Source organism: Acinetobacter sp. YH12063 (assembly GCF_013419715.1).
GTDB lineage: Bacteria > Pseudomonadota > Gammaproteobacteria > Pseudomonadales > Moraxellaceae > Acinetobacter > Acinetobacter amyesii.
Genome location: NZ_VOZO01000008.1, coordinates 88,944 through 110,108, shown reverse-complemented (window position 1 = coordinate 110,108; position 21,165 = coordinate 88,944). Strand labels below are relative to the sequence as shown.

The following is a 21,165-nucleotide window of genomic DNA, read 5'->3' as shown; positions in this document are numbered from 1 at the left end:
CCTTATTGAGCATCTGGAATGTCATGAGCAATGTCTGGATAGTGCTCAACTAACATGAAAACAAACAGATCTCGTATTTCTTTTAAGCGTGCTGATGAGTTGGCATCAAAGCGTAAAGTGAAATACTCACCTGTATTCGATGCTCGAATGATGCCAAATCCATCATCAAAATCAAGGCGTATTCCATCAATTTTACTGATTTGTGCCAGAATTCGCGTAGAATTGGCTTCAACCTGCTTTAAAACTTCCGCTGGATCATGCTGATGCGTACTGACATATAAATCTTCGGTACTAAAGCGCTCTGGATATTTCGCCAAAGCTTCTGACAATGTCAGTCCCTGAGCTTGAATATATTCTAAGACTCTTAGTGCAGCATATAGACCATCGTCATAACCGCCGCCGCGGCCGTCATTAAAAACATAATGCCCTGCGTACTCTCCGCCAAAAACCGCTTTGCCTTTAGATTGGGAAATATATTTTCGCAAGAAACTACTGCCCGTTCGAATCATGACAGGCTGCGCATCTAGATCAGACACGGTATCCCGAATCATTGTTGAACATTTCACATCAAATACCACCTCTGCATGTGGTTTTTGAGTCAAACAAATTTCAGCAAATAAACACAATAATCGATCTGCAGAAACGACTTTGCCTGTTTCATCAATCAGCACTAAACGATCACCATCACCATCTAAAGCAATGCCAATATCGGCTTTTTGTAGCTGTATGGCTTGGCGGAGATGGGTTAAATGTTTGAGCTGTGATGGATCTGGAGCATGATCAGGGAAATGTCCATCAGCTTGGCAACGTAATGCCAAAACTTCACAGCCTAATTTGTTTAATAATAAGGCTGCACAATGCCCAGCTGAACCATGCATGCCATCGATCACAACTTTAAGCGGTTGCTGTAAATGAATGTCATCTAAAATAAATTTCTGATAGGCCAAACAATATTCAGGTTTGATTTCGTGTGGCTCAAGTTCAGTCATCAAGTGCACGCGTTCCGATGAAAAACAATTTCGTGCTTCGACTGCAACGTGTTGAATCATCTCCGGACAAGGTGGCTCACCTTTGATAATCCACTTGATACCATTATCTGATTTTGGATTATGGCTCGCCGTCACCATAATGCCATTGCCTTGAAATTGTCCCGCAATAAAATACAACATCGGGCTTGAGCAGCAGCCAATAATTTCCGCTTCAAGGCCAGCATCATGGCAGACTTTTTGAATTATTTTTGCATAGGTTGGACTGGTTAAACGCGCATCATAGCCAATGGCAAGTCTCTTTTGCCCTACATCTAAATATTGTTTGACTAAGCCACAAGCAATTGACTGAACTAAATCAGCATTTAAGAGCGATATTTTCCCGCGAATGTCATATGCACGAAAAATATGTTGCGGAAAGTGACTAAACAGTGAACCCATACTATGTTCTTCTAATTACATCTTTATTAATTAAAAAATCTAAAATTCTATTGAGAATTTAAGCTTTTAATTAAAGGATAAAATCCTGAAAAAAAGTGTAGCTTTTTTATAACAAATTTAGTTAACAATCAATTAATAATATTTAAATACTGATCTAAAAATTACACTCACATTTATCCACTAATTTATTTTTAAAATTAAATCAATAACTTACATTAATAAAAATATCAATTTATCATTTAGTCTTAAATATTTTATTTTTCAAATATTTTTGATTATTTATTTAAATGTGTATAAATATAGTAAATCGATCAAATTTAAACCAATACACAAAATTCTAATTATTCTTTACCCTCACCCCTAAAATATAAACCAAGTAAACTCATCAGAATTAAAAATCCTAATAAGATCCAAAGTACTCTAAATATAGATTTGAATTTGAATAAAATGATATAAATAAAAACCATCACGAGGATGGTTTTTTATTAGCTACTTGATTGTAGGCATTTACTTGTCAACACACTGGAGCAAAAGTCTTGCGCTGATTAGTTTTTACCTGTATGACCAAAACCGCCTGCACCACGTTCAGTGGCTTCAAACTCATCCACAATATCAAACTGAGCTTGTACAACTGGCACTAAAACATATTGTGCTAAACGCTCACCCGGCTCTAGGCTAAATGCCGTTTGGCTACGGTTCCAAACAGATACCATCAATTCACCTTGGTAGTCTGAGTCAATCAAACCGACCAAGTTACCCAACACGATTCCGTGTTTATGACCTAAGCCTGAACGCGGCAAAATTAAACCTGCAAAGTTAGTGTCTTCGATATAAATCGATAGGCCTGTTTTTACCAGAACAGTTTGACCCGGCTCAATCACGGTAGTCTCTTCTACACATGCACGTAGATCAAGGCCTGCCGAACCTGCTGTTGCATAAGTTGGCATTGGCCATTCTGTACCTAAACGTGTGTCGAGAACTTTAACTTGAACTTTCATGGTTCATTCCTGTTTCAATAAAACGAATTTTCAAAAAATAAAAATAATCTACGCTTTAAGCTTTAACGCTTAATCAGCGCACGTAAATTTTCTAAATAATGCTGTGCTTGCTGTTTAGGATCGATATCCCCTGCTAGCTTTTTCTTGCGCCCTAACCACTCCAATTCATCTTGTGGCAGTTCGTCCAAGAAACGGCTTGGTGTCATTTGCCGCATTTGACCACCGGCTTTACGTTGCTCTGCTAGAGTCATGGTTAAGCCTTGACGTGCACGAGTAATCCCCACGTACATCAAACGTCGTTCTTCCTCGACCGTGTCGGCAGCAATGGAATTTTTATGCGGCAGAATTTCTTCTTCCAGACCAATCAAATAAACGAATGGAAATTCCAGACCTTTCGACGCATGAAGTGTTAACAAATTGACTTTATCGGTGTCTTCTTCTTCTTGTTGCTGTTCTAACATATCGAGCAGCACCATTTTACGAATCACACTTTCAATGTTCTTTTCATCTACATCTTCAGCGCGGTTTATCAAACTTTGAATACTGCTATATAGCACTTCAATATTATCCAGTTTGGTTTTTTCCTGCGCAGGTGTAGCTGCAGATTCTTTAACATAGTCGATATAACCTGCTTCAATCATCATGCGACGAATGATCGGAACAGGTTCATCATCTTCTACTAATTCACGAGTAAAGGTCGAAATAAAGTCCGCAAATTCGGCCAATTGGGTTGTGGCTTTTTTCGGAATCGCCATGCTTAAGCGCTGGTCACCTGCTGCACTGAGTAAGGATAAATTACTTTCCTGCGCAAATAAGCCAAGCTTTTCCAAAGTCACAGGACCAATCGCACGTTTTGGCGTATTGATAATTCGTAAAAATGCACTGTCATCTTCAGGGTTGATGATCAAACGTAAGTAGCTCATCAAGTCCTTAATTTCAGCACGAGCGAAGAAAGACTGACCACCCGATAATTTATACGGGATCTGCATTTGGCGTAGCTGTGTCTCTAGAGCACGCGCTTGGAAATTACCACGGTATAAAATGGCGTAGTCTTTCCAATTTTTACCGTTCATCAGCTTGTGCGTAATCAAGTCTTTTACGACGCGTTCTGATTCATCATCGTCATTACGACAAGTAATCACGCGGATCACTTCACCATGGCCTTTATCTGACCAAAGCTTTTTATCGAAAATATGTGGGTTATTGCCAATAACTGTATTGGCAGCTTTTAAAATACGACTGGTCGAGCGATAGTTTTGCTCAAGTTTAATCACTTTCAGATTACGGAAATCTTCCTTCAATAAAGCCATATTCTCAGGCTTAGCACCACGCCATGCATAAATCGATTGGTCATCATCACCTACCGCGGTGAACTGTCCCATGACACCCACGAGTAATTTCACCAAGATATATTGCGCGGTGTTGGTATCTTGATATTCGTCGACCAATAAATAGCGGATTCGATTTTGCCAACGATCACGCACTTCTGCATTTTCTTGTAATAAGCGCGTCGGCATGACAATCAAATCATCAAAATCCACAGCATTGTAGGCACGTAAATTACGCTCATACAGTTGATACAAATGTGCAAATTGAACGTCTTCTGCTGTTTCACAGGTGGTGTGCGCTTGCTCTGGTGGAATCAAATCGTTTTTCCAATCTGAAATCATTTTCATGGCTTTGGCAATCAGCTCTTTACTTTCTGCACCGGATAAATTGTCGCGATGCATTAAGTCCATCAAAATGCGTTTGCAGTCATCTGCATCTAAAATTGAAAAGTTATTTTTGAGCGGTGTATTTTTTAATTCCAAACGAAGCATGTTTAGCCCGAAGTTATGGAATGTAGAAACCGACAGCCCTTTTGCCTCTTCACGGCTCATCAGCTTCGTCACACGCTCTTTCATTTCACGCGCAGCTTTATTGGTAAAGGTCATCGCGGTGATACGGTGCGCAGGAATACCACAATGCTTCACCAAATAGGCAATTTTACGGGTAATCACCGATGTTTTGCCTGAACCTGCCCCTGCAAGTACTAACAAGGGTCCTTGAGTGTATTTCATTGCTTCAAGTTGCTTGTCGTTCAACTGACTTGCCAGTGACATAGTCTTTCCTCTTATTAATTCGAGGATGATTATAGTCATCTGAAACGATCTTGCCTAATGCAAAATGTATTTTATCGGTCATTAAAAATGCCATAAAAAAAGCCACCCGAGGGTGGCCTTTCGTTTCGAACTAAAACTTATTTAGTTTCGTAAACTGAGATTTCTACGCGACGGTTTTGTTCACGACCTGCAGCAGTTGAGTTATCCGCTACTGGAGAAGTTGAACCGTAACCACGTGCAGTAATACGAGTTGAAGAAATACCTTGAGACGCTAGGTAGTTTTTCACTGAGTTTGCACGGTTTTGAGAAAGTGGGTTGTTGATCGCATCAGTACCAGTGTTATCTGTGTGACCATGTACAACGATTGCAAGTTTGTTTGCAGTACCGTCTTCACGCAATACTTTAGCAACATCATTCAATGCAGATTGGAACTGAGATTGAATAGTTGAAGAGTTAGTTGCGAAAGTTACTGATGGCATAACAAGGTTGATCGAACCATCTGGATTACGACCTACGTCAACACCAGTACCAGCCAATTCTTGTTTAAGACGTTTTTCTTTCTTATCAAGAAGAAGACCTGCACCACCACCAACTACAGCACCAATTGCAGCTGCTTGACCCATTTTGTCTTTATCAGCATTAGAATAAGCAATACCAGCACCTAAAAGAGCACCTAAACCAGTACCGATCGCTGCTTTGTCATATTCCATATTTTGACAACCAGTAAGTGCCATTGCCCCAACTACTGCCGAAATTACTAGTGCACGCATTGCATGCCTCCTTCTTTGTGTTTTGTTGTATGGTTGAAATGATGAAGTAAAACAAATGGCTGAACCATTGATTTTTTGTTAATAATAAAACGTTTAGTTACAATTTGTAATATGAATACGAGATTTAATTGTTAATTCCATCACAATTTCTTCACAGTTCAGCAGATGCCCTTTTTTATTTAATCAACTCGAACTATATTTATTAGAATCAATCATTATTTGGACAATTTCCGCTAGGACTTTTTATATGTCATCTCAAACAAATAAGCAACCGACACTAAAAAAAATTAGCAAAGGACTTACCGTCGGTTCTATTATGACAGGCAGTACTTTTTTCCATGGCCCTCCTGTTTTAGCACTGGGTCTAACCAAACTCTTTAAAAAATCAAAAAAGGTTGATGAAACCAACATAAAAATTACCAACAGTTGGCTCACGGTCAATAACTGGTTAATTGATCACGTTTTACCCAACACAAAATGGGATATCACCATCGATGAAGGCCTCGACTTAAATTTGCATGGTCGCTATCTCATGACCTGTAACCATCAGAGTTGGGTCGATACAACAGTTAACCAATATTTTGGTTTAACCCGTATGCCTCTGACGCGTTTCTTTACCAAATGGGAACTCATTTTCATTCCATTTGTTGGACAAGCTTTTAAAATTTTAGGCTTTCCAATGATGAAACGACACAGCAAAGAACAAATCGCGAAAAATCCTGAACTTAAATATCGAGATATGGAAGAAGCGCGTAAATCTTGTGAACAGTTATTGAGCCAGCCTTTTACCCTGCTGAACTATTTGGAAGGCACTCGCTTTACCCCTAAAAAACATGCGCAGCAGCAATCACCGTATCAAAACCTTCTTAAGCCGAAAGCGGGTGGTTTAGCACTGGCACTCAATATTTTAGGGGATCAAGTTGATGCTCTCGTAGATATGACCATCGTCTATCCAAATGGTGCACCAGGTTATGGCGAATTTTGGCTCGGTGAAGTTCCGCGTATCGCCGTGGATTTACGTAAAATTGAAATTCCAACGTGGGTGCATGGCGGCAACTATGAAGATGATGCAGAATTCCGTGAAAAATTTCAGCATTGGGTAGATGAGCTGTGGACGGAGAAAGACCAACTCATTACTCGTATGAAAGCTAAATACTCAGTTACTGAATAATTAAGAAGAAGTTTTATGTCGCAGAACAGCATGCCGCAAAACAAGAAATCTAAATATCATCATGTCAATCCAGACAGTTGGTCATTCAAACTGTTTTTGATTTATGACATATTCATGGTGTTTATTATTGTTTTTAACTTGTTCTGCCTGTGCATGAACTTTTTCCTCATGAGCAATCTTGGCAGTTGGTTCTTTAACAGTATCCACCTGCCCGATGTGCTGAGTTTTTACCGTGAACATTTGCATCCGTGGGTGATTACCACCGAAGCGTGGTTCATTATCTTTTTGATTGTAGAACTGTTGGTGCGTTGGGCGATTGCCATCATCAACAAGCACCATCAGCGCTGGTTCTTCTTCCCGTTTATACATTGGTACGAAATTTTAGCTATTGTGCCGCATTTACGTTTCCTGCGTTTATTTCGTGCGGGCATTATTGCTTATCGACTGTACGAAATGGGCTATCAAATCGTGCCTTCTGCATGGCAGAAAAAGGCATTGTTCTACTATCGAGTCGTGATGGAAGAACTGTCAGATCGTGTGGTACTTACCGTGTTAGATGGTGTTAAGCATGAGCTCAATACCAGTACAACCCATAAAGACCTAATTAGTAATCTTGTGCAGCATCACCGTGAGATGTTCACCCAAGTTTTAGCTGAGATTTTGCAAGAAAATTTAAGCAAAGAGCTACGTACTGAACGTGAATTGATCGCCAAAAATGTCGGACAAATCGTCAGTCAGGCCATCGAAGATACCCCAGAACTCACGCAGCTATTGCGCTTAGTGCCAATCGTTGGCAGCCGCATTGAACAGCAGATTCAAAGTATCGGGCAACGTTTGGGTGAAAATATTACCCAAGGTTTAATTTCCCCATTGGCTTATCCCAATACATCGACGGCTCAAAAACCCAATCTATATTTAGACATTTCACAGCGTGTTAGCCGTATTGAGATCGAAAATAATGCCCAGCTGGATGAGTTGGTTCGCTCTGCGGTTTTTGAAAGTCTAGAGGCTATTCGTAAGCAAGTGAAAGTAAAACAGTGGCAGCAGATTATGCAGGAACAGGACCAAGCTACAGAATAAACACTTAGTCAAAAATAATTGCGAACTCCGCTAGAGTATTCATGCAAATTGTTCTAGGATTTGCTCTATTTACAACATAACTACTTCGGCACAAAAGTAATAGTTAGAAGTCTCAAGGATTCAATATGGCTGATATACGGATAAAAGGCAAAATGGTCAATGCGATTCGCATTCACCTCGATACCAATGATCATGATGCGATCCGCCAGCAACTTACTCCAATGTTCCAAAAGGCTTTTCCACCCGGAACATTAGCCGTGATTGAAAGTACGGTTGATCAAGAACTAATTGCACTGATTCAACTACTTATTAGTATTGAAATTCAACCGATTGGTGTCACTGAAGGTCCGCTATCGGACCAAGCACGTGCTATCCAATTTCCCGTGGTTCCTGCGGATCGAAAACTACAACAAGTTAAACCGACACGCGAACAAGTGGTTGAAGAACCCGCGCCTGCAGAAGAAAAAACCGAAGATAAAATTGCTGCAGTCGAAGTACCAACCATTCGTCATGCTACGTCGTATCACAATGAAATCTTGCGTACAGGTCAATGTTTAGTCCAAGACCATGGCGATATCATTATCAATGCTGGGATTAATAGCGGTTCAGAAGTAATTGCTTCAGGAAATATACATATTTATGGTAGTGCTCGTGGTAGAGTCATTGCCGGAGCTGGTGGGAACACGGCTGCACGTATTTTCTGCCATTCATTAGAAGCTGAATTGGTTTCAATTGCAGGGACTTACTGTGTCGCTGATGACATTCCACCTCATGTGGTCAAACAGCCAGTACATATTTATTTGAATGACCAGCAAGAGCTAGTATTTGAAGCTTTGCAATTTTAATGTATAAATAATCACCAAACCCCTAATTAAAAAAGGGGATTTAAACCATAACAGGAGTGGATTCGGTGGCGAAAATTGTTGTCGTAACATCAGGTAAAGGTGGCGTAGGTAAAACAACTACAAGCGCATCTTTTGCAACAGGTTTAGCCCTTCGCGGCCACAAAACTGTTGTGATCGACTTTGATGTGGGTTTACGTAACCTTGACTTGATCATGGGCTGTGAACGCCGCGTTGTATATGACTTTGTAAACGTATTGAATAACGAAGCTCGATTACAACAAGCGCTTATTCGCGATAAAGATATTGAAAATCTCTACATTCTGCCAGCATCTCAAACACGTGATAAAGACGCATTAACAGATGAAGGTGTAGCACGTGTAATGGACGAACTTTCTCAAGAGTTCGATTACATTATTTGTGACTCACCTGCGGGTATCGAACGTGGTGCAATTTTAGCAATGTATCATGCTGATGAAGCGATCATTGTGACGAACCCAGAAATTTCTTCGGTACGTGACTCTGACCGTATTATTGGTATGCTCGACAGCAAAACCAAAAAAGTAGAACAAAACGAAGGTCGTATCCGTAAGCATCTATGTATTACACGTTTCAATCCAGAACGTGCGGATAAACAAGAGATGTTGACGATTGATGACATTTCAAAAGATATTTTACGCGTACCGACTTTAGGTGTTATTCCTGAATGTAAAAGCGTTCTACAAGCATCAAACGAAGGTAAACCAGTGATTCTGTTTACAGAAGAAGCGGCTGGCCAAGCGTATGATGACCTTGTTGCACGTTTCCTTGGTGAAGAGCGCCCTTACCGTCACATTACGGTAAAACCTAAGGGTTGGTTAGCACGTCTATTTGGAGCGTAATCATGGCAGGATTTTGGAGCAAACTTTTTAGCAGCGACGAGAAACCCTCAAGCGCACAAACGGCAAAAGACCGTTTAAAAGTCATCGTGGCATCTGAAAATGGTTTAGGTAAACGCCTCAGCCAAGACAAGATTGACATGATGAAAAAAGAAATCATGCAAGTAGTAAACCGCTATGTTCGTGGTGTAGATGAGCAACATATTCAAATGTCTGTTCGTTCTGAAGCGAATATTGAAATGCTTGAAATGAATATCAATTTGCCTGAAGAACGTTAATCTGAATTCTGATTAGCCAAGTAAATTGAATCAAGGCAAAATGTGAGGCTGGATCAGTAAAGTGCTGCTTTACCCAGCCGCAAGATGAGAAGCTTTGCTTCGAGTGGGCTGGATTAGTTTTATTCCTTTGTTAGATCAAAAGCTTTGCTTCGAGTAAACGGGATAAAAAAAATAACTTTAGATCCAACCATAAAATGAGTCGCTTAACTTAGAGATGGCGAATAAAACCATTTTACTTGCGTACTCATTTTTGCCTTTTTGTATTTTTAAACCAGCAAGGAGATTGCGATGGCATTATCTCAGCCAGCAACATTCAACGAAGAATGGTCAGATGAGCGTGTATTTGCCTACCTTACTCAGCTTCCTCCTGAAGGAGTGAATGGCGACTTTCACGTGCTTTACCATGCTTTCAAACATATGCGTCCAAATGACTATGAGCGTCTTTTGACTCAATTCGTTGCCGATGGCCGTGATGTGAACGCAACTAATCCTGAAGGTCAGCGTATTCATGACGTGATTGCTCAATACCCACGTCAAAGCGCAGGTTTCCTCGAAGTATTGGCAAAATTTGCTTAATTTCGAGTAACAAAAAAAAAGCCCGCATCATGCGGGCTTTTTTTATCTGATTTAAAATTAGCATTATTGAATATCATCATAATCAATGCATAGTCAACATGAGCAATGGAAACATCAAGCCAAAACCAATGGTTTGTACACTAATAATGGCCGCCATCAGTTGTGAATCACCTTGATAATAGCGTGTCAAAATATAAGACGATGATGCAGTTGGCAAAGCAAAAAAGACCACTAAAATCATTCGCTCAAAATCAGTCAGACCCATCCAAGTACTCAATAGATAAGCCATACATGGCATTAACATGAGGCGCCCTATCGTATTTAAACTTAAACGACGTAGATCGGCGCGCATTTGCTGAAACTGTAATGCTGCCCCAACGGAAAGTAGTCCGAGCGGTAAACTCATGGCTGCCAATATTTTTAATAATTCAGGTAAGCCTTTAAACAGACTCAAGCCTGATAAATTAAACAATACCCCTGCCACACAGCCTAAAATTAAGGGATTTTTTGCGATGGACTGACAGGTCTGCCCCAATTGCTTCACACTTAAATTTGAAAAAGCCAAGACTGAAATAATATTGACTAAGGGCACAGCAACGGCAATTAACATGGCAAACATCTGCATGCCTGTAGAGCCAAATAAAGCGCCCATTAGGGATAAACCAATATAGGTATTAAAACGGATATGACTTTGGATATACACGCCAAAACGCTGCACGGGAATATGCATAAACTGCTTGATCCCCCACAACACGATGCTGATCAAACAGGTGCCCGCAACCAGTACTGTCAACATTCGTGAAACAGTGTTCATATCCAATTGCACGGCTGATACATTCAAAAAAAGCAGCACAGGAAATAAAACGTAGTAATTGAGTTTTTCTGAATTTGCCCAGAATTCATCCTGAACAAACTGTGTGTATTTAAGCACATAGCCCATCGCTATTAATGCAACGAGGGGAAACAATGCGACGACGATATTCATGCTGTACGCCTTGAAATAAACAAGCTATTTCATCTTTAACCATTTATGTAGCACAATATAATCCTCATCTAGACTCATAACAAAATGAGCAATTACTCATGGCAATGACATTTTCTCAGCTTGAAATTTTTATTAAAGTCGCAGAACAACAAAGCTTTACTCTCGCTGCTCGGCAACTGGGAATTACTCAGTCGGCTGTCTCTCATGCATTAAAGTGTTTAGAGCAACATTGGAATGTCAGCTTATTTAGCCGTGAGCAAGGCGAAATAAGCCTGACCCACATTGGTCAGCAGTTATTGCTGCATGCCAAAGAAGTCATCAATACCGCACAAATCATGCAACAAGAAGTGCATGCCGCACATGGTATTCAACAAGGAACACTGAGAATTGGTTCTTTTGGTTCTTCTAGTTCGATTCATCTGCTTCCAGAGCTGCTCAAAGCGTATCGGGAGCGCTATCCGCATATTGAAATCTATGTCGAAGAAGGTACCGATGCAGAAGTGTCACGTTGGATTTCTGAACGTCAGATTGATGTTGGTTTTGCCGTACTCCCTAAGCCGCAGCTGTTCACTTTCCCCCTAATTCAAGACATTTTCATTGCCTTGATTCCAGATAGTTATTCAGTTTCCAAACACAGTCATTTAAATATCCAAGACCTGCAAAACTACCCCTTTATTATGACCCGTGCAGGCAGCCAGTCCCATGTGGAAAAACTGCTTAAACAACACCACATACAACCTAAAATCACCTATCAAATGTCGCAACTGCTAACCATTTTAAACATGGTGAATTTACAGGAAGGGATTGCTATTGTTGCGGATATGGCGATGCCTACTGAGCTGTTGGCGCTACATCCACATGTGGTTAAACGTCCACTCTTTCCAAATACCCAACGGCAGATTGGACTCGCCGTAAAAAATCAAAAACTCATGAGCCCGGCTTGCAAAGCCTTTATCGAACTGGCCCAGTCCATGTTCTACCAAGATGAGTTCTCAATCTAAAAATAAAAAAACCTGCCGAAGCAGGTTTTTTTATTTTAGGACTTAGACCAAAATATCTCGTTTACCATTTGGCCCCATCCCACTGACGATGCCATTTTCTTCCATCTGATCAATAATCCGTGCAGCACGGTTATAGCCGAGACTGAATTTACGCTGTAAAGATGACGTCGATGCTTTACGTGTTTCTAAAACGAAACTAACACATTGATCATACAACGCATCACGGTCTGATCCGCCATCACCATCTTCAAAACCGCGAGATGTCGGCTCTTCATCATAAGGCGTGAGGATTTCATCGACATAATTCGGTTCACCGCGCTCACGCCATGCATCACAAATACGGTTCACTTCATCGTCTGAAATAAACGCGCCATGTACTCGTTCAGGTTCAATTTTACCCGGTCCGAGGAACAACATATCACCATGACCCAGTAAGTCTTCCGCACCACCAGCATCTAAGATAGTACGTGAATCCAGTTTACTGTTCACACGTAGCGCAGCACGGGTTGGAATATTGGCTTTGATCAAACCCGTCACCACATCTACGGTTGGACGCTGTGTCGCCAACAGCAAATGAATCCCTGCTGCACGTGATTTTTGTGCAAGACGGGTAATCATTTCTTCGGCTTTTTTACCCACTTGCATGATCATGTCAGCAAATTCGTCGGCAACAATTACGATCAACGGCATTGGCTGTAAACGTGGCGCACGACTTTGGGTTGCAGAGTCATCTGGCTTCCAAGTTGGATCAATCAGATCTTCACCATTGGCCATTGCTTCTTCAATTTTGCGGTTAAAGTCAGTCAGCTTACGCACTTTCATCAAGGACATCAGCTTATAACGACGCTCCATTTCATTGACACACCAGTTCAATGCACTCACCGCATCTTTCATGTCGGTTACAACAGGCGTTAATAAATGTGGAATATCGTTATAGTTGGCAAGTTCCAACTGTTTCGGGTCAATCATGATGAGACGCAGTTGCTCAGGTGTGTATTTCAACAACATCGATAGCAACATGGCATTGACTGCGACTGACTTACCAGAACCTGTAGTACCTGCCACCAACATATGCGGCGCTTTCGCCAAATCGGCCAAGACAGGATTACCCGAAATATCTTTACCCATCGCCATACTAAGTAAGGCATTTGGATCACGGTATGCCGGCGTTTCTAACAGTTCAATAAGACGAACCATTTCACGTGAACTATTCGGAACTTCAATCCCGATATACGGTTTACCCGGAATGACTTCCACCACACGTACAGAGGCCATAGACATCGAACGTGCCAAGTCACGTGAAATATTGGTCACTTTCGACGCTTTCACACCAGGTGCCAAATCAAGTTCAAAACGTGTCACGACAGGTCCCGGCTGTGCCTCTACAACTTTGGCTTTGACATTAAACTCTTGTAGTTTAATTTCTAAAAGTTCAGACAGGCGAGACAATTGCTCTGCAGTGAAATTGACTTTCTTATTTGGGTCAACCGGATCTAAGATTTCCAAGCCCGGCAAAGTCGGTAAATCCAAGCGTTTTTGTGCCACTTGCATCGCACGTGACATTGGACGACCAGAAGCATCAGTTAAAGGCGCATCAAAGTCAAAATCATCTTCGAGATCTAAATCGATGTCTTCAGGTTTGCCCGCCGTTTCTTGCCACACTTCACGGAAAGCATCTTTATTCGAGCTGATTAAGGCTTTTTCATCATCAGATACAAAAGTCTGCGGCTGCGTATTGATTTCAGCACGAACCAAAGGCGTAGATTGCGCGTAACTACTGGTTGTACGAACCGGCTGCGCCTGTTCTATCGCTCGCTCTGCTTCTTCAACCAGCAAATCATCGAGATCATTAAATTCAGTTTCAGCACTGATATTTTTTTGTGTGGTCAGCGGTGTAATCTGTGCAGCAGCTACACCTAAACCTGCAACTGTGGCAGCAGCACCTGTAGCAAAGTCATTTGAATGCGTTGCAGGACTTTCACTTTGCGCTGTATTAAATGGGCTATGTACATCCGTCGCTGTTTTACTATTCGGGACAGCCGCTAACAGCTCATCAAAGATCTCATCATCATCCCAATCTACTGATTTTTTAGCCGCTGTCACCGCTTCTGTCGGAGAAGTCGAATGCACATCTGCTGTTTTGTTGAAATATTCAGTTTGATTGGCAGGCTGCTCTTCTTCTGCAGCTTTCAGTAAAGCATCAATATCTTGTTTGTGGCGTTGGTCATCATTGGAATGTAATGCGCGCCAAACTTCACCTGTTGCAACAACACGTTGTTGATCTTGTTCAAGCTGATGCACTTTCGCCAAGGTATGTTCAAAATCTTCATCAGATGGTGTAGCAGTCTCTGCCAAGTCGACTGCAGATGAATGTTGTGCGTTCCATTCTTTGTCTGCCCATTCTTTATCGGCAATATCATCAAATAAACGTTCAGCGACGCGATCACGTACCACAGGATCGACATCGACCGCATGATGTTCATCGGCTGGTGTTACTGGTGCAACCACTTTTGATGCATGCGCAGCAGCACTCTCTTTTTTAGTCGTTGGCACTGTACGGTCAAAAGCGGTATCGCCTTCAGGGACATTACGATAGAACAAATCTTGCAGATAAGCTGGTGTGGATTTCATGGTTGCCCATGTCTTATTCCACTTAATGCCAAAGGCCAAAGTGAACAACATGATCCAAAATGCAATAAGAAATATTGCTGCACCATAGACCGTTAATATTTGTTCAAGACTTTGACCCAGTTCATAGCCAATGATCCCGCCCGATGCATTTTCTAAAGTATCTTCAGGGACATTCCAAAACAGGAAAAGTAAACTTGAAGTTGCCAGTAAAATAAAGAACTGAGCGGCATAGCGAAATGGACGGTTTAGAAAACTACGTGGCCACCACACTTGAATTGCTTCGAGAAATAAATAGACAGGTATCAGCAGACTTGCCCAACCTAAAAATCCATAGAGTAAGTCAGCTATCCATGCACCTGCGACGCCGCTGGCATTTGAAACTTGCTGAGTATCACTGGATAAATGCATCCATCCCGGATCAAATGGCGTATATGTGACTGTTGCAAGGAACAGATATATCCCAAATGAAACAAGGAATAATGTCATTATTAAGCGCTGTGCATATGCACCCGACACCGCTGTCATATACGTTCCTGTAACCAATTCTTCATGAATGTTTTTGTCATTACCCACAACAAAAATGGGCTGAATCTAAACCTGTTATTATGCACCTGTTCAATAAAAAAGATGCAAGATAATTTAAGTATAGTTGTTAACTTTATTCTATATAGCTCAAAACGATTTCGATGATCAATAATATCGACTTTAATCTCACACAATCGTTTCAAACTTTGACGTATAATTCCACAAATTATCATATAAAAAAAGGATTCTACGGATGAGCGCTCGTCACTCACGTCTAATTATTTTAGGTTCTGGTCCTGCAGGTTATAGCGCTGCGGTATACGCTGCCCGTGCAAACCTGAAACCGACACTCATCGCAGGTATTCAATTAGGCGGTCAATTGACTACAACGACAGAAGTAGACAACTGGCCAGGTGGTGCAGAAGGTTTAACAGGCCCTGCCCTAATGGAACAAATGCAAGCGCATGCTGAACGTTTTGGCACAGAAATTGTGTATGACCATATCAACGAAGTAGATCTCAATGTTCGTCCGTTCGTGCTTAAAGGCGATATGGAAGAGTTTACTTGTGATGCATTGATTATTTGTACAGGTGCAACTGCACAATATTTAGGTCTTGAATCAGAAGCTGCTTTCATGGGTCAAGGCGTGAGTGCATGTGCAACATGTGACGGGTTCTTCTACAAAAACCAAAAAGTTATGGTTGTCGGCGGCGGTAATACTGCTGTGGAAGAAGCGCTGTATCTTTCAAACATTGCTTCTCATGTCACTCTTGTACACCGTCGTGACACTTTACGTTCAGAGAAAATTCTGCAAGATCATCTTTTTGCAAAAGAAAAAGAAGGTAAAATCAGTATTATTTGGAATCACCAAGTGGATGAAGTCATTGGCGATAACACCGGTGTGACTTCTGTACGTATTAAATCTACGCTAGATGATTCAACTCAAAATGTTGATGTCACTGGAATGTTTGTGGCGATTGGTCACAAACCAAACAGCGGTATTTTTGATGGTCAATTGAACCTACGTGATGGCTACATCCAAGTTCAAAGCGGAACTGCGGGTAATGCAACACAAACGTCTATTCCGGGTGTATTTGCTGCGGGTGATATTGCCGACAGCATTTACCGTCAAGCCATTACTTCTGCAGGTTCAGGCTGTATGGCTGCACTCGATGCTGAAAAATACCTTGATGCACTCGGTGAATAATCTTTTGCTTAAGTCATTTGCTTAGCTAAACAGTTTTAAAAATTAGCCGACCTGATGGTCGGCTTTTTTATGTATGATAAAAATCCGTATACCTCAATAAGAAGCTTGGCATGCCGATACTCCCTCCTTCTGAATTTACTTTCCCCGAACCTGTTGAATGCGATCCCGAAGGTGAAGGTTTAATTTGCATCGGTGCTGACCTCTCCCCTTCCACACTGTTTGAAGCCTATAGTCACGGTTTTTTCCCGTGGTTCAGTGAAGGTGATCCAATTTGTTGGTGGTGTCCTGAACCCCGCTGCATTATTCGACCGCATGACTATCATCCGAGTAAATCGTTATTACGCAGCATGAAAAAAATGGACTATAAGATCACCATTAATCATGCGTTTGAAACTGTGATTCGCTCATGTTCTTTGCCGCGTAGTTATGCCAATGAAACATGGATTTCAGAAGATATTATTCAGGGATATTCTGCGCTGTTTGACGCAGGCTATGCTTATAGCATTGAAGTTTGGGAAAACGAGACTGTTGTAGGTGGCCTCTATGGGGTCAATATTGGTCATGGCTGCTTTGGCGAGTCTATGTTTAGTACACGAACAGATGTCTCTAAAATGGCGTTTTACACCTTAATGCTCATCGGGCAAGAGAATCAGTTGCCATGGATTGATTGCCAATTGGTCAACGATCACCTCTTAAGCTTAGGTGCGAGTACACTTTCTCGCCAACAATACCTTAATTCGTTACAAGATGTTGTTAAACAACCCTCTATCGATTGGAAAAAGTATCAGGACAGTGTATTTTCAAGTAAAACAATAGCGCAATGGGCAAGTCTCAGCGCATGACAATAAAAGAGGGATATTACGATGAATTCCTATCAACCGAAGTCCCTGTTGAACGAATTACAGTACTACATCACGCCTCCGCATGATTGTAGCTACTTAGAAAATAAATCTGCCCGGATGGTCTTTCTTGACCCTGTCCATCGTATTGATGTGGTCACGTTATCTGAACTTTCCCGCATGGGTTTTCGTCGTAGTGGTGATTTTGTCTATCGCCCTGAATGTCATCTTTGTCGCCAATGTCTGTCCTCACGTGTGCCTGTTCTTGAATTTCAAATGAACAGCGTGCAAAAAAAAGCGTGGAAACGGAATCAAGATTTAACGGTGAAAATTAGCCGCCCTCAAGATGCCGATGCAAAGCATTATGCCCTGTACGAACGCTATATCAATGAACGGCATGCTGATGGTGATATGTACCCACCCAGCCAAGATCAATTTGAAAAATTTTTAATCAATAGCTGCACTGACAGTTTCTTTTTAGAGCTGTGGTTGGATGAGCAACTGATCAGTGTATCTACCTGTGATCCACTCGATGATGGTATTTCAGCGGTATATACCTTTTTTGATCCTGATGAAAGCCGTCGCTCATTAGGTACTTTTGCCATTCTGAAACAAATCGAGCATGCACAAAAGCTTGGACTGCAATATGTCTACTTGGGCTATTGGGTGCCCGATTCGCAAAAAATGAATTATAAATCTCAGTATATTCCACTGGAACTTCTGCTTGATGGACAATGGCGTCGACTCAACCGACCACTGACCCAAGAAGAAATCAGCCAACTGGGGGATTCCCTTATGACCACCCTGCCTTCTGGTTGGAATAATCCTATTATTAAATAAAAGCGATCAACAAAAGATATTCAATAAAAAAGCATCCGTTTATTCACGAATGCTTTCTTTAAATCTGACTACGCTTCACCACTTTTATTTAAATAAAGCTGCAAAATCATCACTACAAGCCTTCACCATAATAATGGCATGTTCTCGTGTTCCATCGGCATTTGGATAATAATTCTTTCGCAAATCGATTTGATGAAAATCCGCTTTTTCATATAAACGGATCGCAGGTTGATTACCTTCTCGTACTTCTAAGAAGATTTGAATGGGGTTATTTTTGAGTAAAGCAATAGATTCATCGAGCAATTGAAAACCTAAGCCTTTGCCTTGCTGGCCCGGATCGATCGCCATTAGCAATAAATTTGCTTCATCCAAAACGGGTTGTAAAATGCAAAAACCTACAACTTTTCCTTGTCGCTCAATCACTGTACTTTGATAGGCAGCAATCGATTCTTGAAATTGTTTTATGGTCCAAGGATGGCTTTGTACGCGGCGCTCGATATCGTAAACCTGCTGTACATCAGCGTCTTGCATCAAACGAATCATCTTCGTTTATCTTTCTATAGCTAGGGTATGCGCATTATAAAAAGTTTGCCTCTAAAGTTGAATAAAAAAAAAGAGCGATTTACATCGCCCTTCTCAAAAAGTCACCACAGCGCTGTGATTAGAGCCCCAAATATACTTTCCACGTTTTTAACAAACCTGAAGTATCTAAATCATTCGGGTGAAAACCGGGTTTAAAATACATCAGCATTTCTTTCCCCATACCAGTGATGATGCCTTTTGAAGGGCTATAACCATAGGTATAAATATCTTTTAATGCTTCAAAATTAAGCTTGTTATCTTCTTTTAATAAACGAGCGACAAAATAACTTTGTACGAAGAATAAAGTCACCATTGCGCCAATCAATGAACCTGTACGGAGTGCGTAGGCCTTTATTCCCTGACCAAAGACACCTTCAAAAACATCATAAGCCACGGCTTTATGTTCATTTTCTTCAATCGCATGCCACAACCACATATTTTTCATGGTTTCATCTGTCATTAAAGCTTGAATATGCGGGTTAACTAATAACTGTGAAGCAATGGTTGCAGTGAAATGCTCAAGTGCCGTGGTTGCGGTTAGATCCACCATTTCTTGAGTAATGCCAACAGGTTTACCAATACGTGCAAAGACTTTGCGCACACCTTGGATAACACGACCCGTTGCCTTATCAAGTGTTTCGACATCATGACCGTATTTTTGTGCAGAAGCATTAAAACCCTCATGCTCTTGCGTATGCATCGCTTCTTGACCAATGAAAGCACTAATTTCTTTTTGTAGGGCTTCATTATTTGCGATTGCTGGGTGTTTACGTACGGCACGCACACTATCAATAAAGAACATTTCACCCGCTGGAAATAAAGCAGATAATGCGGTCATAAAATGTGTCAAACCTGCTGAGCCATTCATCCAGTACTCTGGTACCGCATCAAAATCAAAATTCATGCGACGTACAGGGAAACTTGCACCTGCTCGATTAGTAATCTTTACTTTAGCGTTCATGCCTAACTCCTTTTTGAGTTATGAAATACTCAAACTTTTATTGGTTTTCTTGATTTCATATTACGGTTTTATTGAAGCGTAATTATTTCAGTTAAGGACAGTGAATTATCACTAAAGGACAGCTTTAAAAAATATTGTCAGACAATTTCCCTATCACATTGAATAAGCATAAAAAAAAGCGCCTCAAAGAGGCGCTTTTTTACACACATTTAGTGATTATGCAGTTACTTTAGAAACAACACCAGCACCAACTGTACGGCCACCTTCACGGATCGCAAAGCGTAAGCCAGCGTCCATTGCGATTGGGTGGATTAATTCTACTGACATTTCTACGTTGTCACCAGGCATAACCATTTCTACGCCTTCTTTAAGCGCGATCGCACCAGTTACGTCAGTTGTACGGAAGTAGAACTGTGGACGGTAACCGTTAAGGAATGGAGTATGACGGCCACCTTCGTCTTTAGAAAGTACGTATACTTCTGCGTCGAATTTAGTATGCGGTTTGATTGTACCTGGTTTAGCAAGTACTTGACCACGTTGAACGTCTTCACGTTTAGTACCACGTAGAAGAACACCACAGTTCTCGCCCGCACGACCTTCGTCAAGAAGTTTACGGAACATTTCTACGCCAGTTACAGTTGTTTTAACTGTATCTTTAATACCAACGATTTCAACTTCTTCGCCTACTTTCACGATACCAGTTTCAACACGGCCAGTTACTACTGTACCACGACCTGAAATTGAGAATACGTCTTCGATTGGCATAAGGAATGCTTGGTCGATAGCACGTTCTGGTTCTGGGATGTAAGAGTCAAGCGCTTCAACAAGAGCAACTACAGCATCTTCGCCGTATTGACCAGCTTCACCATTAAGCGCTGCAAGAGCAGAACCACGGATTACTGGAGTGTCGTCGCCTGGGAAGTCATAAGTAGAAAGAAGTTCACGAACTTCCATTTCTACTAATTCAAGAAGTTCTTCGTCGTCAACAAGGTCGCATTTGTTTAGGAATACAACGATGTAAGGTACACCTACCTGACGAGAAAGAAGGATGTGTTCACGAGTTTGTGGCATTGGACCGTCAGTCGCAGCACATACAAGGATCGCACCATCCATTTGCGCAGCACCAGTAATCATGTTTTTAACATAATCGGCGTGACCTGGGCAGTCTACGTGAGCGTAGTGACGGATTGGAGAATCGTATTCTACGTGTGAAGTATTAATTGTAATACCACGTGCTTTTTCTTCTGGTGCAGAGTCGATTGCAGCGTAATCTTTCGCTTCACCACCGAATTTTTTTGCACATACAGTTGCAATTGCAGCTGTTAAAGTAGTTTTACCGTGGTCGACGTGACCAATTGTACCCACGTTAACGTGTGGCTTATTACGTTCGAACTTAGCCTTAGCCATGAGATCTTCCTTTTTAAACTACTCATGCAGGGATACTGCATGAGCATTTGGTTTTTAACTATGAA

General features: G+C 41.4%; 19 protein-coding genes. 10 read left to right on the top strand and 9 right to left on the bottom strand.

Features of this window, described 5'->3' with window-relative positions:
* Positions 1-2 precede the first annotated feature (2 nt).
* The 4 genes from FTU12_RS10635 to FTU12_RS10620 all read right to left on the bottom strand — a co-directional run bounded on the left by FTU12_RS10635 (position 3) and on the right by FTU12_RS10620 (position 5,297).
* Positions 3-1,427, bottom strand: a complete 1,425-nt coding sequence (locus FTU12_RS10635) for a phosphomannomutase/phosphoglucomutase (protein WP_180114331.1) — start codon at positions 1,425-1,427, stop codon at positions 3-5.
* A gap of 545 nt (positions 1,428-1,972) precedes the next feature.
* Complete coding sequence (dut, locus tag FTU12_RS10630; protein WP_111885270.1) at positions 1,973-2,425, bottom strand: dUTP diphosphatase; 453 nt, start codon at positions 2,423-2,425, stop codon at positions 1,973-1,975.
* 62 nt (positions 2,426-2,487) lie between these two features.
* Positions 2,488-4,527, bottom strand: coding sequence for a UvrD-helicase domain-containing protein (locus tag FTU12_RS10625; RefSeq protein ID WP_180026556.1), 2,040 nt, complete (start codon positions 4,525-4,527; stop codon positions 2,488-2,490).
* Between the two features lie 137 nt (positions 4,528-4,664).
* A complete protein-coding gene (locus FTU12_RS10620) occupies positions 4,665-5,297 on the bottom strand; it encodes an OmpA family protein (protein WP_078193108.1) in 633 nt (210 codons plus the stop codon).
* Between the two features lie 247 nt (positions 5,298-5,544).
* Between FTU12_RS10620 and FTU12_RS10615 the strand changes: the two genes are divergently transcribed.
* The 6 genes from FTU12_RS10615 to FTU12_RS10590 all read left to right on the top strand — a co-directional run bounded on the left by FTU12_RS10615 (position 5,545) and on the right by FTU12_RS10590 (position 10,122).
* Positions 5,545-6,468, top strand: coding sequence for an acyltransferase (locus FTU12_RS10615; RefSeq protein ID WP_180114330.1), 924 nt, complete (start codon positions 5,545-5,547; stop codon positions 6,466-6,468).
* Between the two features lie 15 nt (positions 6,469-6,483).
* Positions 6,484-7,548 carry a preprotein translocase subunit SecA gene (locus FTU12_RS10610; protein WP_373684117.1) on the top strand — a complete coding sequence of 355 codons (1,065 nt, stop codon included), beginning with the start codon at positions 6,484-6,486 and terminating at the stop codon, positions 7,546-7,548.
* Positions 7,549-7,673: 125 nt separating this feature from the next.
* The gene (gene minC, locus FTU12_RS10605; RefSeq protein WP_078193110.1) at positions 7,674-8,393 is read left to right on the top strand and encodes a septum site-determining protein MinC; all 720 of its coding nucleotides are present in this window, start codon (positions 7,674-7,676) and stop codon (positions 8,391-8,393) included.
* A 65-nt stretch (positions 8,394-8,458) separates the two neighbouring features.
* A complete protein-coding gene (gene minD, locus FTU12_RS10600; protein WP_067670152.1) occupies positions 8,459-9,271 on the top strand; it encodes a septum site-determining protein MinD in 813 nt (270 codons plus the stop codon).
* A gap of 2 nt (positions 9,272-9,273) precedes the next feature.
* The gene (minE, locus tag FTU12_RS10595) at positions 9,274-9,546 is read left to right on the top strand and encodes a cell division topological specificity factor MinE (protein ID WP_078190039.1); all 273 of its coding nucleotides are present in this window, start codon (positions 9,274-9,276) and stop codon (positions 9,544-9,546) included.
* A gap of 288 nt (positions 9,547-9,834) precedes the next feature.
* A complete protein-coding gene (locus FTU12_RS10590) occupies positions 9,835-10,122 on the top strand; it encodes a PA4642 family protein (protein ID WP_067766167.1) in 288 nt (95 codons plus the stop codon).
* 82 nt (positions 10,123-10,204) lie between these two features.
* Here the strand turns inward: FTU12_RS10590 and FTU12_RS10585 are convergent, their stop codons facing one another.
* The gene (locus tag FTU12_RS10585) at positions 10,205-11,107 is read right to left on the bottom strand and encodes an AEC family transporter (RefSeq protein WP_180114329.1); all 903 of its coding nucleotides are present in this window, start codon (positions 11,105-11,107) and stop codon (positions 10,205-10,207) included.
* 104 nt (positions 11,108-11,211) lie between these two features.
* On the opposite strand from FTU12_RS10585, the gene FTU12_RS10580 reads away from it, so the two are divergent.
* Positions 11,212-12,108 (top strand): LysR family transcriptional regulator, encoded by an 897-nt coding sequence (locus FTU12_RS10580; protein WP_168379094.1) that lies wholly within the window; start codon positions 11,212-11,214, stop codon positions 12,106-12,108.
* Positions 12,109-12,150: 42 nt separating this feature from the next.
* On the opposite strand, the gene FTU12_RS10575 is transcribed toward FTU12_RS10580, so the two are convergent.
* The gene (locus FTU12_RS10575) at positions 12,151-15,264 is read right to left on the bottom strand and encodes a DNA translocase FtsK (protein ID WP_180114328.1); all 3,114 of its coding nucleotides are present in this window, start codon (positions 15,262-15,264) and stop codon (positions 12,151-12,153) included.
* A gap of 253 nt (positions 15,265-15,517) precedes the next feature.
* On the opposite strand from FTU12_RS10575, the gene trxB reads away from it, so the two are divergent.
* From trxB to FTU12_RS10560, 3 genes are all read left to right on the top strand, one after another.
* A complete protein-coding gene (gene trxB / locus FTU12_RS10570) occupies positions 15,518-16,471 on the top strand; it encodes a thioredoxin-disulfide reductase (RefSeq protein WP_180026552.1) in 954 nt (317 codons plus the stop codon).
* Between the two features lie 110 nt (positions 16,472-16,581).
* Positions 16,582-17,313, top strand: a complete 732-nt coding sequence (gene aat, locus FTU12_RS10565) for a leucyl/phenylalanyl-tRNA--protein transferase (protein WP_180114327.1) — start codon at positions 16,582-16,584, stop codon at positions 17,311-17,313.
* Positions 17,314-17,334: 21 nt separating this feature from the next.
* Positions 17,335-18,150 carry an arginyltransferase gene (locus FTU12_RS10560; RefSeq protein ID WP_168379088.1) on the top strand — a complete coding sequence of 272 codons (816 nt, stop codon included), beginning with the start codon at positions 17,335-17,337 and terminating at the stop codon, positions 18,148-18,150.
* Between the two features lie 84 nt (positions 18,151-18,234).
* On the opposite strand, the gene rimI is transcribed toward FTU12_RS10560, so the two are convergent.
* From rimI to tuf, 3 genes are all read right to left on the bottom strand, one after another.
* Positions 18,235-18,693: a ribosomal protein S18-alanine N-acetyltransferase gene (rimI, locus tag FTU12_RS10555; protein WP_168379089.1), complete on the bottom strand. Its 459-nt coding sequence runs from the start codon at positions 18,691-18,693 to the stop codon at positions 18,235-18,237.
* Positions 18,694-18,811: 118 nt separating this feature from the next.
* Positions 18,812-19,693, bottom strand: a complete 882-nt coding sequence (locus FTU12_RS10550) for a metal-dependent hydrolase (RefSeq protein ID WP_168379090.1) — start codon at positions 19,691-19,693, stop codon at positions 18,812-18,814.
* Between the two features lie 216 nt (positions 19,694-19,909).
* Positions 19,910-21,100 (bottom strand): elongation factor Tu, encoded by a 1,191-nt coding sequence (gene tuf / locus FTU12_RS10545; protein ID WP_180002848.1) that lies wholly within the window; start codon positions 21,098-21,100, stop codon positions 19,910-19,912.
* Between the last annotated feature and the right edge of the window lie 65 nt (positions 21,101-21,165).

What these genes read in the sequence shown, in the direction of transcription:
- FTU12_RS10635 (WP_180114331.1), bottom strand. Translation starts at nt 1,427, where the DNA reads ATGGGTTCACTGTTTAGTCACTTTCCGCAACATATTTTTCGTGCATAT.
- dut (WP_111885270.1), bottom strand. Translation starts at nt 2,425, where the DNA reads ATGAAAGTTCAAGTTAAAGTTCTCGACACACGTTTAGGTACAGAATGG.
- FTU12_RS10625 (WP_180026556.1), bottom strand. Translation starts at nt 4,527, where the DNA reads ATGTCACTGGCAAGTCAGTTGAACGACAAGCAACTTGAAGCAATGAAA.
- FTU12_RS10620 (WP_078193108.1), bottom strand. Translation starts at nt 5,297, where the DNA reads ATGCGTGCACTAGTAATTTCGGCAGTAGTTGGGGCAATGGCACTTACT.
- FTU12_RS10615 (WP_180114330.1), top strand. Translation starts at nt 5,545, where the DNA reads ATGTCATCTCAAACAAATAAGCAACCGACACTAAAAAAAATTAGCAAA.
- FTU12_RS10610 (WP_373684117.1), top strand. Translation starts at nt 6,484, where the DNA reads ATGTCGCAGAACAGCATGCCGCAAAACAAGAAATCTAAATATCATCAT.
- minC (WP_078193110.1), top strand. Translation starts at nt 7,674, where the DNA reads ATGGCTGATATACGGATAAAAGGCAAAATGGTCAATGCGATTCGCATT.
- minE (WP_078190039.1), top strand. Translation starts at nt 9,274, where the DNA reads ATGGCAGGATTTTGGAGCAAACTTTTTAGCAGCGACGAGAAACCCTCA.
- FTU12_RS10590 (WP_067766167.1), top strand. Translation starts at nt 9,835, where the DNA reads ATGGCATTATCTCAGCCAGCAACATTCAACGAAGAATGGTCAGATGAG.
- FTU12_RS10585 (WP_180114329.1), bottom strand. Translation starts at nt 11,107, where the DNA reads ATGAATATCGTCGTCGCATTGTTTCCCCTCGTTGCATTAATAGCGATG.
- FTU12_RS10580 (WP_168379094.1), top strand. Translation starts at nt 11,212, where the DNA reads ATGACATTTTCTCAGCTTGAAATTTTTATTAAAGTCGCAGAACAACAA.
- FTU12_RS10575 (WP_180114328.1), bottom strand. Translation starts at nt 15,264, where the DNA reads ATGACAGCGGTGTCGGGTGCATATGCACAGCGCTTAATAATGACATTA.
- trxB (WP_180026552.1), top strand. Translation starts at nt 15,518, where the DNA reads ATGAGCGCTCGTCACTCACGTCTAATTATTTTAGGTTCTGGTCCTGCA.
- aat (WP_180114327.1), top strand. Translation starts at nt 16,582, where the DNA reads ATGCCGATACTCCCTCCTTCTGAATTTACTTTCCCCGAACCTGTTGAA.
- FTU12_RS10560 (WP_168379088.1), top strand. Translation starts at nt 17,335, where the DNA reads ATGAATTCCTATCAACCGAAGTCCCTGTTGAACGAATTACAGTACTAC.
- rimI (WP_168379089.1), bottom strand. Translation starts at nt 18,693, where the DNA reads ATGATTCGTTTGATGCAAGACGCTGATGTACAGCAGGTTTACGATATC.
- FTU12_RS10550 (WP_168379090.1), bottom strand. Translation starts at nt 19,693, where the DNA reads ATGAACGCTAAAGTAAAGATTACTAATCGAGCAGGTGCAAGTTTCCCT.
- tuf (WP_180002848.1), bottom strand. Translation starts at nt 21,100, where the DNA reads ATGGCTAAGGCTAAGTTCGAACGTAATAAGCCACACGTTAACGTGGGT.